This is a genomic window from Vibrio genomosp. F10 str. ZF-129 (assembly GCF_000287055.2).
Lineage (GTDB): Bacteria > Pseudomonadota > Gammaproteobacteria > Enterobacterales > Vibrionaceae > Vibrio.
This window is the reverse complement of record NZ_AJYQ02000119.1, coordinates 1-14,126: the sequence shown is the minus strand read 5'-3', so window position 1 is coordinate 14,126 and position 14,126 is coordinate 1. Positions and strand designations below refer to the sequence as shown.

13 protein-coding genes are annotated in these 14,126 nt (G+C 43.9%); 10 read left to right on the top strand and 3 right to left on the bottom strand.

What is annotated here, in order from left to right:
• Positions 1 to 37 precede the first annotated feature (37 nt).
• The 3 genes from phnC to phnE (A1QO_RS15340) are packed head-to-tail and all read left to right on the top strand — an operon-like array spanning position 38 to position 2,426.
• The gene (gene phnC / locus A1QO_RS15350; RefSeq protein WP_017035260.1) at positions 38 to 808 is read left to right on the top strand and encodes a phosphonate ABC transporter ATP-binding protein; all 771 of its coding nucleotides are present in this window, start codon (positions 38 to 40) and stop codon (positions 806 to 808) included.
• On the top strand, positions 796 to 1,623 hold the full coding sequence (gene phnE, locus A1QO_RS15345) for a phosphonate ABC transporter, permease protein PhnE (RefSeq protein WP_017035261.1): 828 nt from the start codon (positions 796 to 798) through the stop codon (positions 1,621 to 1,623). Before phnC ends, phnE (A1QO_RS15345) begins: the two co-directional genes overlap by 13 nt.
• Positions 1,623 to 2,426 (top strand): phosphonate ABC transporter, permease protein PhnE, encoded by an 804-nt coding sequence (phnE, locus tag A1QO_RS15340; RefSeq protein ID WP_017039368.1) that lies wholly within the window; start codon positions 1,623 to 1,625, stop codon positions 2,424 to 2,426. The genes phnE (A1QO_RS15345) and phnE (A1QO_RS15340) overlap by 1 nt, the downstream gene beginning before the upstream one ends.
• 76 nt (positions 2,427 to 2,502) lie before the next feature.
• On the opposite strand, the gene A1QO_RS15335 is transcribed toward phnE (A1QO_RS15340), so the two are convergent.
• The 3 genes from A1QO_RS15335 to A1QO_RS15325 form a co-directional block, all read right to left on the bottom strand.
• Positions 2,503 to 3,348 (bottom strand): ion transporter, encoded by an 846-nt coding sequence (locus tag A1QO_RS15335; RefSeq protein WP_017039367.1) that lies wholly within the window; start codon positions 3,346 to 3,348, stop codon positions 2,503 to 2,505.
• A 234-nt stretch (positions 3,349 to 3,582) separates the two neighbouring features.
• On the bottom strand, positions 3,583 to 4,707 hold the full coding sequence (locus A1QO_RS15330) for a M14 family metallopeptidase (protein ID WP_017040908.1): 1,125 nt from the start codon (positions 4,705 to 4,707) through the stop codon (positions 3,583 to 3,585).
• Between the two features lie 63 nt (positions 4,708 to 4,770).
• Positions 4,771 to 5,601, bottom strand: coding sequence for a tetratricopeptide repeat protein (locus A1QO_RS15325; protein ID WP_426621167.1), 831 nt, complete (start codon positions 5,599 to 5,601; stop codon positions 4,771 to 4,773).
• A gap of 293 nt (positions 5,602 to 5,894) precedes the next feature.
• Between A1QO_RS15325 and ectA the strand changes: the two genes are divergently transcribed.
• The 7 genes from ectA to A1QO_RS15290 form a co-directional block, all read left to right on the top strand.
• Positions 5,895 to 6,437 carry a diaminobutyrate acetyltransferase gene (gene ectA, locus A1QO_RS15320; protein ID WP_038131345.1) on the top strand — a complete coding sequence of 181 codons (543 nt, stop codon included), beginning with the start codon at positions 5,895 to 5,897 and terminating at the stop codon, positions 6,435 to 6,437.
• A gap of 26 nt (positions 6,438 to 6,463) precedes the next feature.
• The gene (gene ectB, locus A1QO_RS15315) at positions 6,464 to 7,729 is read left to right on the top strand and encodes a diaminobutyrate--2-oxoglutarate transaminase (RefSeq protein ID WP_026026825.1); all 1,266 of its coding nucleotides are present in this window, start codon (positions 6,464 to 6,466) and stop codon (positions 7,727 to 7,729) included.
• Positions 7,730 to 7,743: 14 nt separating this feature from the next.
• Positions 7,744 to 8,130 (top strand): ectoine synthase, encoded by a 387-nt coding sequence (locus tag A1QO_RS15310; protein ID WP_017039362.1) that lies wholly within the window; start codon positions 7,744 to 7,746, stop codon positions 8,128 to 8,130.
• 85 nt (positions 8,131 to 8,215) lie between these two features.
• Positions 8,216 to 9,649: an aspartate kinase gene (locus A1QO_RS15305; RefSeq protein WP_017039361.1), complete on the top strand. Its 1,434-nt coding sequence runs from the start codon at positions 8,216 to 8,218 to the stop codon at positions 9,647 to 9,649.
• A gap of 179 nt (positions 9,650 to 9,828) precedes the next feature.
• Complete coding sequence (locus A1QO_RS15300) at positions 9,829 to 10,791, top strand: sensor domain-containing diguanylate cyclase (protein ID WP_017039360.1); 963 nt, start codon at positions 9,829 to 9,831, stop codon at positions 10,789 to 10,791.
• A 218-nt stretch (positions 10,792 to 11,009) separates the two neighbouring features.
• The gene (locus A1QO_RS15295; RefSeq protein WP_017035266.1) at positions 11,010 to 11,786 is read left to right on the top strand and encodes a class II glutamine amidotransferase; all 777 of its coding nucleotides are present in this window, start codon (positions 11,010 to 11,012) and stop codon (positions 11,784 to 11,786) included.
• Positions 11,787 to 12,046: 260 nt separating this feature from the next.
• On the top strand, positions 12,047 to 14,126 hold a 2,080-nt coding region (locus A1QO_RS15290; protein ID WP_017040907.1), incomplete at its 3' end, for a PDC sensor domain-containing protein.

Genomic DNA, 14,126 nt, shown 5'->3' with positions numbered 1-14,126 from the left:
CATAGTTCATCTTAATATTTGTACAAGGAAATGCAGTATGGCCGAAGTAAGCTGTGACGGAATAAAGATCAACAATCTTTATCATGAATATGTGGCAGGAAAGCCAATCCTTAAAGGCATCAACATTGATGTTAAAGAACCAGGAATTATTGCGATTATTGGGCCTTCAGGAACGGGGAAAAGTACGCTTTTACGTTGTATCAATCGTCTTAATGATCCTAGCCAAGGTGAAATCATATTTGATGGTACGGATCTCACGCAACTTAAAGGACAAGCGCTTCGCAAGGAGCGTCGTCATATCGGTATGGTGTTCCAGGAGTACAACTTAGTAGAGCGCCTAACGGTCCTTGAAAACGTGTTAAGCGGGCGCTTAGGCTACATGACGGCATGGAATGCATGGCGTCGTAATTACTCGGAAAAAGACCTCGAGAAAGCCTTTGAACTGCTTGAATTTGTTGGCTTACAAGACTTTGCTAACCAACGTGCCGACAGCTTATCAGGAGGCCAGAGACAACGTGTTGGTATTGCGCGTGCCGTCATGCAGGACCCTTATATTCTGTTGGCCGATGAACCTACATCGTCACTTGATCCTAAAACCGCGGTTGAGATTATGGAACTCATGGAGACGTTCGCCGAGCAGAAAAACATTCCGGTTTTGGTGAACATCCACGATGTGAATTTGGCGAAACGTTACGCAAAGCGCATCATCGGTATGTGTAATGGCAAGGTTCATTACGATGGTAGCCCTGAGGGTATTTCAGAAGACGATCTGAAGATCATTTACGGGGGCGAGTCATGGCTGAATTAACCCCAAGCCCTTTGACAAACGGGCCTTCTTCTAACGGCACTTCTATTGATCGTAAAAATCCGTTCAAGGTGTCTTGGCTTAATCGTGCCATTATCGCAGCGGTTGTAGGCTACCTATTTTATAGCGTATCGATGCTTGGTCTAACCGTTGACCGTTTGGTTATAGGTTTTGGTGAAAGTGAACGACTTTTATCGCGCATGTTTCCGCCTGATTTCTCTCGCTCGAGTTTATTACTGAGCGGTCTTGCCGAAAGTCTACAAATCGCTATTATTTCGAGCTTCTTTGGGATCCTCATTTCACTGTTTCTGGGGTTGCTCGCGGCTCGAAATATGATGCCTTCTCTTGTTTCAACGCCTGTGCGTGGCTTTATTGCTTTATGCCGTTCTTTCCATCCGGTGATCATCGCAATCTTGTTTGTTAAAGCGGTGGGTTTTGGTGCTTTAGCGGGCATTCTTACCTTAGTGTTTGCGTCGATTGGCTTTATTGCCAAGCTGTTTGCGGAGTCCATTGAAGAGATTTCGTTTAAACCAGTCGAGGCGATTAGAGCGACGGGTGCGAGCTTCGCCAGTGTCATCTTGTATGCGGTCATGCCTCAAGTCTTTTCGCGTTTTATTGGCTTTGCAAGTTACCAGTTAGACTCCAATTTACGTAACTCAACGATGGTCGGTATTGTAGGAGCCGGAGGGTTAGGAGGGACGCTGTTCTCTGCTTTCCAACGTTTTGACTATGATTTTGTGGCCGCCATTTTGATCACTATCATCGCATTGATTTTAGTCGGTGAGTTTCTTTCTAATATTGTTAGGAGAGTGTTTTAATGACAACCGCCTCTATCGATAAAGAGTGGCAACGCTTCACGCCTAGTGAGCGCATTGCCCGGTTCGCTATTTACTTCAGCTTAGTCTGTGCGATTGTGTGGTCGTGGCAGACCGTGGAAGTGATTCCTGAGTTCTTGTATGACGCACCTGCGCAGTTTGCTGACATGTTTCAGAGAATGATTCCATTGGACTATGCTTTTTATCCTGAATCGATTCACGCTGCGATGATTGAGACGCTCAATATTGCCACATTGGGTACGCTGTTTACCCTGATATTTGCGATTCCTTTGGCGTTACTTAATGCGCCAAATATTACACAAAATAAAGTGTTAAATTGGGTCGCTCAATTTTTCCTTGTGGCTTCCCGTTCGGTCAATTCACTGGTTTGGGCTTTGTTGTTTATCGCACTGTTCGGCCCTGGCGTTCTTGCTGGTGTGATGGCGATTGCCATTCGTAGTATAGGGTTTGTCGGGAAGCTGTTGGGGGAAGCACTTGCTGAAGTCAATATGGGGCCAATTGAAGCGCTCCGTGCGACGGGTGCTTCATGGATGAGTGTCATATTGAAAGGGTACTGGCCTCAAGTTATGCCTGCTTTTTACTCTATTGTTTTGTTCCGTTGGGACATCAATGTTCGAGAGTCTGCCGTATTAGGGTTGGTTGGCGCTGGTGGCATTGGTGTGGTGCTTAATGACGCACAAAACTTGTTTGAATGGCAGAAAGTATCGATGGTGCTGTTGAGTATTTTTGTGGTGGTCATTATTGCAGAAGCCGTGGTCATCCACATTCGAAACAAATTGATCTAGTTTTTGCTTCCTAAACACAACCATCAGATAAAACGGCTAGAGCTCAGTGACTCGATTAGCCGTTTTTTCTTTTGGATCAAGATTGTCCATTTTTTTGTTTCAGCAGTGCCTTGATCTCAGAAAGCTCTTTTTGCAATGATTCGACTTGCTTGTGTGTCGCGAATATTGGTCTTGGTTCATGGTCCGGAGTCAGCAAGGGCATATCCGAGTCTTTGTCTTGCTCGGCTATAGCATGCTCAGCGGTCATGGTTTCGATCACCACACCGATCATCATGTTGAGAAAGACAAACGCAGTCAGAAAGATAAAAGTAAGATAGTAAAACCAGCTCATTGAGTAGACAGCCATGGTTTCATACATGACGTCTGTCCAGTCTTCAAACGTAGCAACACGAAATAACGTCAACATTGAAATTGAAACGTCTCCCCATAACACCTCGTTGATGTCAGAAAAAACTAAGCTGCCAATCACTGCGTAGATGTAGAAGATGATGAACATCAACACGGCGATATAGCCCATCTTTGGAATCGCTTTAAATAGAGCGTTTATCAGAATCTTGAGCTGAGGTATCGCGGACACCAGTCGAAGCACGCGAAATACACGCAATAGTCGCGCAATGAGAATACCTTGCCCAGCGGTCGGTATCAGGCTACCAATAACGATAATTGCATCGAACCAGTTCCACCCACTTTTAAAAAAATCCCATTTATTTTTGTAAGAGAAGAAGTTGATGACAAGCTCAACGAGGAAAAATAGCAAAATGAACTTATCGAGCCAGTAAATAGCCACGTTGAAACTTTCAGGAAGCTCAAACGTATTAGCACCGATGGTGAGCGCAGCAAGGACGATGACCAGAACAGTAATGGCTTGGAAGTATTTGTTGTTATTAATGGCGGTCAAACGCACGTGCAATGAAGAAAACATGGATACAAACCCTTTTACTAAGACGATACCTAGAGTGATAAATCTGTTCGAGAAAACATTCTAGCGTTCGAATATTACATGGCTAGCGGGCGCTGTAAATAGGCAGTGAACCACATAATAGTAAGCAAATAAAAACGCCCAGAGTCAGTGACACTAGGCGTCTTGGTCAGAGTGAACCACGATGAACGTGAAGGAAACACGCTTTAATTTGTCGTTAATGCTGAATGAAAAAGTTTACAGCTCGCCAACGGTAGCCCATACAGCCGCGAGCATATCATGGCCGAATTTAACACTACGTTCAGGCGACCAGCCGTAAAGCTCATCGGCATGACTAATGTGATCTTTGAACGGCATTTCTACGGTGTAAGACAAGCATTTAAACTGCTCTCCAACCCAGTTAGAGCCGACAGTTAGGTTTGCTTTGCCCGGTTCATCTTTGTCGTACCCAATGTCGTCTTGGAACTCAGGAGTAATGGTTAACAGAGCTTGCTTGAAGTGATTCTCTAAATGGGCGATGCGTGCATTGTAAGAAGGGATACCTTCACTGCCTGCAACAAAGTTGTATGGGATAGCCTCATCACCATGGATATCTAAGAACATATCCACCCCTGTTTCCAGCATTCGCTCTCGAACCAGATACACTTCAGGGCTGCGCTCCATTGATGGCGTTTGCCATTCACGGTTTAGATTCACGCCAATACCATTGGTACGAAGGTGTCCGCGAATACTGCCATCTGGGTTCATGTTCGGAACAACACGAATCACCACTTTGTCGAGCAGTGAACGGCCAACGGTGTCTGTTTCATCGAGTAAACGAAGCAATAAGCCTTCGATAAGCCATTCGGCCATCGTTTCGCCCGGGTGCTGACGACCAATAACCCAAATATTTTTCTTTTCAGGGCTGGGTTCGCCGATCGTTAGTAGACTGATGTCGTTATTATCTAGCGTGTGTCCGAGTGTTTCTAGCTTACATGCCGGATGCGTTTGGGTGCTGTGTAACAGGTCTTGGTGGCGGTCGTACGAGTAGGGTGCAAAATACGCAAAGTACATGGACTCATGCTCGGGAATGATATCGAACGCCAATGCATTACCGTCAAAGGTGGCCGGGATACGGAACCATTCTTCGCGATCATAAGAAGCGACCACATCGTAATCAACCCAACCTTCTGGGTAGGCCGATGTTGCCAGTCCATTGATCGTAAAGTGGTGCGCCTGTTGCGCTTCACTTTCTAAGCGGAAGTGAAACCATTGTGAAATATCTGTCTGGTTATCGGCAGGAATCGTGAGTTGAATGTTTTGTGGAGATTCTGCTGAAACGACGTGGATGTTACCGCTTTCGAAGTTGCTGAAAATTTTCATTGTAGTTGTTATCTCGTGGTTGAGTTGCCGTAAGATTATCACACTTTTTTTCGAGTAAACGAATTACCCTTCGTGCGATCCAGCAGTGATCAGAGCTTCAAACCTAGGGTTCCCATGCAACCCTTCCAAATCGGGTTCGGTATTGATGAGATCTCTGATGGACGGGCTAGCTTCAATGGCCAGTTCTAAGTCTTCAATGGCTTGATCTTCAATACCTAATCTCGAGTAAGCGCACGCTCTTTGGTATAAGGCTGGGCCGTTAGTGATGTCTAAATCGAGAACTCGGTTACACAAACTTAATGCCCAGTGGTATTCCTTGATCTCCATTGCTGCATCGGCTTTATAGGTGAGCGCTTCTAAATCGCCGGGGCGAAGGGTAAGAATTTCATCATAAACGTCTATTCGCTGTTCTGGTGTTTGCATACTTTGCGCTCTTAACCACAGGTTGTGGATTTCGCTAATTCTTTCAATTTCTTTGTTATTTTCGCTGATGATCCGTGTTTTTCGCTTCAAGTCTCGTTCTAGAGCACTGAATTTTTTTTCATATTCACTGGCTATTGAGTCCAGTCGCTGATCAGCCATTTCTTTTGTGCTGCTCTTAAACTCGCGCAGTGATTGCCACCCTACGAGAGCAATAAGAGACGCAACGCCTGCAATAATGTAGAAAAAATAGGTCACCGTTATGTTCGCGTAATTCAGTGATTTATCGGCGACGGCAAGTTCACGATCGGTGATTTGGACGATCATTCTTTTTTCTAAACTCTGTTGGTCTTGGCGTAGCGTTTTAAGCTCGTCGAGGATGTAACGCTCCATCAGGGGTCTGTCCAGTAACTCTGAATCAGAATAGACCGTTTGTTGAGCAAAGCTGGTGAAGGGGAATAAGCAGGCGACCATAAAAACGATGACCAAGATTTTCATATTTGTACTCCAAATTATTCTTATTATTTTTTGGGTCTAAAACTATTTGATCTAAAGCTAACTGTAGATGCGAAGCGGGAAGAGTTTTAGTTTTCTCGATCGTAACATTTCATAATTGGTTAGACATCTAATTAATATGGCGGCAGCAATAAGTGTGATTTGTGTCACATCGTGCTCGTTTTCTTTTGATTTTAAAGGGGGGGGGTGTCAGATAATAAAAAGGAAATTAATTAGAGCTCAAAGTAAATTTAGAGGTGGAAATGAGAGCGATGAACATCAGTGAGACGTTTTTCATGGTAGAAAATGAAAATGACGCTCAATCGAGAAACTGGTCTTTTCGAGCCCCTGTCGCTAAGGATGGACTTGCTGTAAATAAGTTAATCGAGTCTGCGGAACCCCTCGATGACAATTCGGCTTACTGTAACTTTCTTCAAGTAACGCACTTCAGAGAGACATCGTTGGCCGCTTACTATCGTGGTGAATTGGCTGGCTTTATATCGGCTTATCTAAAACCTAACGTTCCAAAAACTCTGTTTATTTGGCAGGTCGTTGTCGGCAAAGGTTTTAGGGGGCAAGGAATAGCAAAAAAAATGCTCAACAAGCTGCTGGAACGTCAAAACTTGAGAAGGTTAAAGGCGATAGAAACAACCATTACCAAAAATAACAAAGCGTCTTGGGCATTGTTTAACGGAGTAGAAAAAGAGCATGGAGAAAAAAGCGTGGTGTCTGTGTTTCTTGATCGAGATATTCACTTTGATGGTCAGCATGACACCGAGTATTTATACCGAATTTCTCTTAAGAAAAATCAATAACAAAGGAAATAAGGAGACAAATTATGATGGATATTTTTAAAAAACAAGAATCAAACGTTCGATCATATTCAAACCATTTCCCTGTTGTTTTCAACAAAGCAAAAGGGTGTTGGTTAGAAACAGAATCTGGCGACAAATACTTAGATTTTCTCGCTGGCGCAGGTTCTTTAAATTATGGACACAACAACCCAGTGTTTAAGCTTGAACTGCTTGAGTACATTGAAAAGGATGGCATAACACATGGTTTAGATATGCACTCAAACGCGAAAGCTGATTTTTTAGGTGCATTGCAAACTCACATCCTTGAGCCTCGTAACCTCACATACAAAGTCCAGTTTACGGGCCCGACGGGGACTAACGCGGTTGAAGCGGCCTTAAAATTGGCGCGTAACGTGACAGGGCGAAGCAATGTTGTGGCATTTACCAACGGCTTTCACGGTTGTACCAGTGGCGCACTGGCTGCAACGGGTAATCAGCATCACCGTAATGGTTCAGGCGCTCCATTGCCCGATGTAACACGACTTCCGTTTGAAGGGTATGCGGGAGTTGATGGGCTTAAGTTGTTTAAAGTGATGCTCGAAGATAACTCTTCTGGTTTGGATAAACCAGCGGCGGTACTAGTGGAGACCGTTCAAGGCGAGGGTGGATTAAATGCCGCTTCAGATCAGTGGTTACAACAACTCGCTCAGATATGTAAAGACAACCAAGTCTTGCTGATTGTTGACGATATTCAAGCTGGATGTGGTCGGACGGGTTCATTTTTTAGCTTTGAATCGTCTGGAATCAAACCAGATATCGTGACTTTGTCGAAATCGTTATCTGGTTATGGGTTACCTATGGCCATTGTATTACTCAAGCCGGAGTTGGATATCTGGAAACCAGGCGAACATAACGGCACCTTCAGAGGTAACAATCATGCTTTTGTCACGGCAACGAAAGCGATAGAAACATATTGGATAGATGAACAGTTTTCTACTCACATTAAACAATGCGCGACCTTGGTTTTAAACACGATAGAGAAAGTGCTGGCTCGTTACCCAAATCAATTTGTCCGTAAAAAAGGCAAAGGCATGATGCAGGGTATCGAAACCAAATCTGGCGAATTGGCTTCGGAAATCGGTCAGTCCTGTTTTGATAAAGGACTGGTTATTGAGACCGCTGGCCCTCGGGATGAAGTGATTAAGTTCTTTAGTCCACTAACGATCACTCAAGAAGAGCTGGGATATGGTTTGAATCTATTTGAATCCGCTGTCGATGCGGTGATTTCTAATCAGTACCAACGCGCATCATAAATTAGGAGCAAGCTATGATAGTCAGAACACTCGATCAATGCCGAGATAGCGAGCGTCGCGTTAGCAGCGATACTTGGGAAAGCGTCCGAATGTTACTCAAGGACGACAATATGGGCTTTTCTTTTCATATTACGACCATCTATGAAGGTACGGAAACTCATATCCACTACAAAAATCATCTTGAATCGGTGTATTGCATAAACGGTGAAGGAGAAATTGAGGTGGTTGGTGGTGAAACCTACCCCATCAAACCAGGAACCTTGTACATACTAGATCAACATGATGAACATTATTTAAGAGCGTACGATAACAAAGAGATGGTAATGGCATGTGTGTTTAATCCACCAATTACAGGGCAGGAAACACATGATAAACAGGGTGTTTATCCATTGATTGACTGATCGCTACCACAATGCGTGAACTCAAGTGGTTCAGCCCACAATCTCACTCAACCCATTATCTCATTCAAACAAAAATAGGCTTACTATGACTTATACCGTAGAAAAAATCGGCGGTACATCGATGTCCGATTTTGACAGTGTGTTGGACAACATACTTCTTCGCCCCACCCAAAATAGCCATATGTATCACCGAGCATTTGTGGTGTCTGCATACGGTGGTTTTACCGATGCATTACTGGAATGCAAGAGAACTCAGCATCCTGGGGTGTATCAACTGATTGCCAACTCGGATGAACGGTGGAGAGAAGAACTGGAGACGATTGAGCGTCGAATGCTTTTGACCAACGAACATATGTTTGCAGATCCGATGGAAAGAATCCCAGCGGATAATTTCATTCGCTCAAGAATTTCGGAGGCCAAGTCTTGCATTAGCAACCTTCTCGATGTGTGTCAGTATGGACAGTTCGATCTCGCGCAATACTTGCCTCAAATTCGTGAGTTTTTAGCCTCGATTGGTGAAGTTCACAGTGCGTACAATACGGCAACAAAACTCAAAGGTATGGGCATTAATGCAAAATTTGTTGATTTGTCGATGTGGGATGCCCAAGACATGCCCGAAACGCTAGATGACTGTATTCAGGCTGCTTTTGAATTGATAGATGTCACTAAGGAGCTTCCGATTGTCACGGGGTATGCCGCATCAAAAGAAGGTGTGATGTCGAATTACGATCGCGGTTACAGCGAAATGACATTCAGCCGATTAGCGTGTGTTACCAAAGCGGATTTAGCGATCATTCACAAAGAATACCATCTGAGTACCGCTGATCCTCGATTGGTTGGCGCACATAAGGTTCAACCTATTGGGGAGACAAACTTTGATGTCACAGACCAGTTAGCGAGCCTTGGTATGGAAGCGATTCACCCTAATGCGGCCGATGGGTTGCGTAAAAGTGGCATACGACTGCAAATTAAGAACACGTTTGAACCTGAGCATAAAGGAACAATGATTTCTGAAACGTTCCAATCAGAAGACGATAGCGTTGAGATCGTTGCAGGCAAAGATAAGGTGCACGCGGTGCATTTGTTCGACCAAGCCAAGGCGTGCCAGTTGGATTTGGTGAGCCTAGAGATGATGAAGATCATCGCGGATACAGAGGTGGGCTTAATTAGTAAAGAGATGGATGCAAACTCATTAACTTATTACTTAAACGGTAATACAGACAGCATCAATGAAGTGCAAGCAAGAGTGAAATTATCGTACCCTGATGCTCAAATCAAAGGTCAAACCGTTGCTTTGGTCTCGGCTATTGGCTCGAGTTTAAATACTCACGAGACATTAGCAATAGGGACGCAAGCGCTGATTAACGAAGGTATCGCTCCTATAGCCTTGCATGCTCCTATCCGTAACGTCAGTGTGCAATATATTGTTGAAGAGGCCAATTATAAACAAGCGTTGAGTATTGTTCACGATGCATTGTGTAACAGCAACCAAACTAATAATACGCTGAATGCGGCTTAATTGATAAGCGCTGAACTAGGCGTCAGGATTACGGTTAAAATCAATATTTGGCTAAAAACAGGTAAACCTTTATTTAAAGCCTCACTATCTAAAGCGCATCATAGAAATAGTGACGCCATTTTTGTATATTCGCTCTAAAGCCCGCTTTGGTTTGTGGATACAATTGATTTATGAATGCAATGGAAGAGCATCTAAATAGAGTCGTACGCCTTGAAAAAGAGAACGAAGCACTCAAGCGTGAGAATGCCCGTCTTCAAGAAAAATTGAATGCTGCTCTCGATAGCAACGGGCTTTGTTTGTGGGAGCAGCATATCCCTTCGGGCACTTTAACCATTTTCAATATGCAGTGGGGCAAAATGCTCGGCTATCAACCGAACGAGCTGACTGCAACGGTAGATACATGGAAAAGTAATCTACATCCTGATGATTACGACCTTGCCGTTGGTGCGTTTGATGATCATATAAAAGGAAAAACCGATCTTTATGAAGTGGTTCACCGCATGATTCATAAAGACGGAAGTGATAGTTGGGTCTACGATAGGGGCCGTATTGTCGAGTACGACTCTAATGGCGATCCACTTCGCATGATGGGGACACACATCGACCTGACGAAAGAGAAGCGTTATGAACAGGAGTTGGCTAAGTTGGCATCCACTGATCCGCTTACTGGGCTTTTAAATCGAAGTGCTATCGTTGAACATTTTTATCGTCGAGATACCCCCGATCTTTCGCAAGAATCAGCCATGCTATTTTTTGATATTGATAACTTTAAATCGGTTAACGATGCTTTCGGCCATCATGCTGGCGATACGTTACTCGCCAATATCGCAAAAGAACTAACTGAACGGGCACCTGGTGACGCTAAAGTAGGAAGAATTGGGGGGGATGAGTTCGTTATATTGTGCTCATACGCTGACCGCACCAAGTTGACAGCACTGTGCGACCAACTTTTGTCATCCTTTATCCCTACGCTCAATCAGCCCCTTGCTAACGTAAACATTGGAATGAGTATTGGTATTTGTTTCTTTCAAAAAGGGAAGCATCACTTTGATGGAGTTTACCAAGCCGCTGATCAAGCCATGTACCAAATAAAGAAAAATGGAAAAAATGCGGTAATGACCGTCGATCTTGATTGTGAATGAGGCAAAGATCCGAGCGCTAGATTTTCTCTTTTCTATACCTTCTTTATTTTTAGCGTAATCACTCGTTAAATATACACTAGCCCTCCCCGATGCAATATAGCGTTACCCCACAGTCGCTTAGAAAGTGACGATTGATGTGCCATGTCGACACGTTTTTATTGTGGTTCTTCGTCGTTTCAATTAGCTTTGTAAAGTCTGCTTTTAATTAGGATCATAGAATGTGCCGATGGTTAGCCTATCAAGGTGTTCCGAGATATATCGATGAGTTGGTTTATGAACCTGTCCATTCGCTTATTAATCAGTCTATGGACGCTCAAAAAGCCGTAACTCGGGTTAATGCCGATGGGTTTGGTATCGGGTGGTATAACGAAAGGCGCTCTCCCGGCCAGTTCCATGAAGTCTTACCGGCTTGGAGTGATGAAAACTTACGTTCACTTGCTCATCATATTCGTTCTCACCGTTTTATGGCGCACATCCGTTCTTCGACGGGAGCACAAGTCTCACGAGCCAACTGCCATCCGTTCATCATTGATAATTGGATGTTCATGCACAACGGTCAGATCGGAGACTTTGAAAGTGTGAAATTTGAATTAGAGCGGCAGTTGGATAAAGAGTGGTATCTCAAGAAAAAAGGTTCTACTGACAGTGAGTTGATATTTCTTCTGGCATTGGCTAATGGCCTTGAAACGGACCCAATTTCATCACTTCAGAAAACCATCCAAATGATTTCTAATACGCTTAAAGCGCACCGTATCTCTGAGCCTTTTAAAGCATCTATTTGCGTGTCCGACGGTAATGCGTTTTGGGTCATTCGTTACAGTTCCGATAATAAGCCGCCGACCGTGTTTATTTCTCAATCAACAGACGCCATCATTTTAGCCTCAGAGCCCCTAGATAAGGAGCGTTTGTGGAAAAGCATCCCACCACAAACCATTACCTTCATTAACAAACAGTCAGTAGAAACCTATCCAATAAGTGTGAATAATTATCTGTGAGGGTTTTTCTTTCGGTCTTCTCGTAAATTAATCTTTACAATTTCTTTAATTTCAATGTGTTACAAATGCTTTCTGGTGCTTGCTAAGCGGTAGGAATTATAGTCCTCTGACTACTTGTTATTAGGTGGTATCCCTTCTAGAACTGATATTTTCATTTGCAGGCTGATTCAATACCAAACGGTGAACGCAATGCCAAGCATATAAGTCAGCGGCGGTCGGTACCACTTTCCTTACTATTAATAAAATGAATAAGGACAGTTATGAGTCAGTGGTTAGGTCGTATTAAGCTCTCGCGCTTGATAATAGGGGCCCTAGTATTTATCGGTGTTGTACCTGCACTGTTGTTAGGGTTGAATGCGGTTTTGTTAAGTCAAACAGCCTTATCCGAACGTTCATACAACCAACTCGATACGGTGAGAAGCATCAAGTCTGCACAAATCAGTACATTTTTTGCTGAGAGAGAAGGGGACATGGATGTCCTTGTGGATGTTGCCACGACGCTCAAGCTCGAAGGGTTTCGTAAACTAGAAGCGCTTAATCAAGCTCAAGCCCAACAAGTAGAGGAATACATTACTCAGCTTAAATTGGGGTTACGCCTCTTCGCAGATTCTTACACAACGAGAATGGTGATGTCGGAATTTGACCGAGCTTTTCAAACGCAAGGCGGAAAAGTGAGTGGTCGCCAATGGTCAGGTATCGCAGATAACTACGGTGAAGAAATAGACCGATTTCAGCAGCAGTTTGGTTGGTATGACGCCTTTTTAATTAATACCGATGGAAACATTGTCTATACATCCACGCGTGAAAATGATCTAGGAAAAAACATACAATCTGAGAATATCGTTGGCTCTGGTTTAGAGAAAGCATTCCGTCGCGCTCAGCAATCAAATCAACACGATCAAGTCCATTTCGGTGATTTTACTCTCTATCATTATTCCAATAATTCGCCTGCGGGTTTTTTTGTCACGCCTATTACTGATCAGCAACAAACCGTGATTGGCTATGCAGCTCTTCAGTTTCCGATAAATAAAGTGAATGCGATTACCGGACAAATTCAGGGGATGGGACAAACGGGTGAAACGTATCTTATTGGCCCCGATTCATTGATGCGATCGGATTCTCGCCTTGACCCTGAACGATATTCTGTTGCGTCCTCGTTTAAGAACAATACCAAAGTACAAACAGAAGCTGTTCAGCGAGTCTTCAACAATGAGGCAGGCTCTCGCATCATCACTGATTACAATGGAAATCTGGTCTTGTCGGTTTGGCAACCCATTACTATTGATGAGTCAAATCAGTGGGGGATTATTTCAGAGCAAGACGTGACAGAAGCTTTTGTACCAAAAGACAATAACGGAGTAGAGTTCTATAGCAAATACATTGAAAGCTATGGTTACTATGATCTATTTTTGATCGATCCGAATGGTGAAGCATTTTATACCGTCACCAAAGAAGCAGATTATCAAACCAACCTTGTTCATGGTGTCTACGCGTCAAGCAACTTAGGTCAATTGGTTCGAGATGTGATTGGAAGTAAGCAATATGGGGTGGTTGATTTTGCCCCCTATGCTCCCTCGGATGGCGATCCAGCGTCATTTATCGCCAAACCTATTTTAAATGAACGCCAAGAAGTTGTGATGGTGGTGGCCTTACAATTGTCGTTGGACGCGATTAACTCGGTGATGCAATTGCGTGAGGGAATGGGTAACAGTGGTGAGTCTTACTTAGTGGGTTCCGATTATTTGATGCGTTCCGATTCGTATTTGAACCCATCGGAGCGTTCAGTCACTGCCTCATTTTCTGGTAATGTTGAGAGAAACGGAGTCAAGACTGAAGCGACTATCGAGGCGTTAAGAGGAAACAGCGGTGCTCGTCTCATCACCGATTACAATGGAAACCAAGTCCTATCTTCTTATGCGCCTCTTGATATTGGTGATATTCGCTGGGCGTTGGTGGCAGAGCTAGATCAAAGCGAAGCGTTTGCGTCGGTCTATCAAATTCGTAGCAGCATCATTTATTTGATGATAGCGACGTTACTGATCACCATAGCACTCGCTGTTTATCTTGCTAAAATCATCAAGAAACCGCTCGGCGGGGAACCGCGAGATATGATGCTACTTGCTCAGAAAGTCGCGAATGGAGATTTAACCCACCAATTTGACCATTCAGCACCCACAGACAGCTTATATGGATCATTAAGAGAAATGTCTGGCAATTTAAAGCAGTTGATTGCTCACCTTCTAGAGGCAAGCCAAGGTTTGGCGTCAACGGCAGAAGAAACGTCGGTCGCCAGTGCTCAAACCACCCATGCGGTTACGACTCAGCATCGTGAAACCGAAT

Excerpts from the sequence above, each read along its gene's own strand:
- phnC (WP_017035260.1), top strand. The coding sequence starts at position 38 with ATGGCCGAAGTAAGCTGTGACGGAATAAAGATCAACAATCTTTATCAT.
- phnE (WP_017035261.1), top strand. The coding sequence starts at position 796 with ATGGCTGAATTAACCCCAAGCCCTTTGACAAACGGGCCTTCTTCTAAC.
- phnE (WP_017039368.1), top strand. The coding sequence starts at position 1,623 with ATGACAACCGCCTCTATCGATAAAGAGTGGCAACGCTTCACGCCTAGT.
- A1QO_RS15335 (WP_017039367.1), bottom strand. The coding sequence starts at position 3,348 with ATGTTTTCTTCATTGCACGTGCGTTTGACCGCCATTAATAACAACAAA.
- A1QO_RS15330 (WP_017040908.1), bottom strand. The coding sequence starts at position 4,707 with ATGAAAATTTTCAGCAACTTCGAAAGCGGTAACATCCACGTCGTTTCA.
- A1QO_RS15325 (WP_426621167.1), bottom strand. The coding sequence starts at position 5,601 with ATGGTCGCCTGCTTATTCCCCTTCACCAGCTTTGCTCAACAAACGGTC.
- ectA (WP_038131345.1), top strand. The coding sequence starts at position 5,895 with ATGAACATCAGTGAGACGTTTTTCATGGTAGAAAATGAAAATGACGCT.
- ectB (WP_026026825.1), top strand. The coding sequence starts at position 6,464 with ATGGATATTTTTAAAAAACAAGAATCAAACGTTCGATCATATTCAAAC.
- A1QO_RS15310 (WP_017039362.1), top strand. The coding sequence starts at position 7,744 with ATGATAGTCAGAACACTCGATCAATGCCGAGATAGCGAGCGTCGCGTT.
- A1QO_RS15305 (WP_017039361.1), top strand. The coding sequence starts at position 8,216 with ATGACTTATACCGTAGAAAAAATCGGCGGTACATCGATGTCCGATTTT.
- A1QO_RS15300 (WP_017039360.1), top strand. The coding sequence starts at position 9,829 with ATGGAAGAGCATCTAAATAGAGTCGTACGCCTTGAAAAAGAGAACGAA.
- A1QO_RS15295 (WP_017035266.1), top strand. The coding sequence starts at position 11,010 with ATGTGCCGATGGTTAGCCTATCAAGGTGTTCCGAGATATATCGATGAG.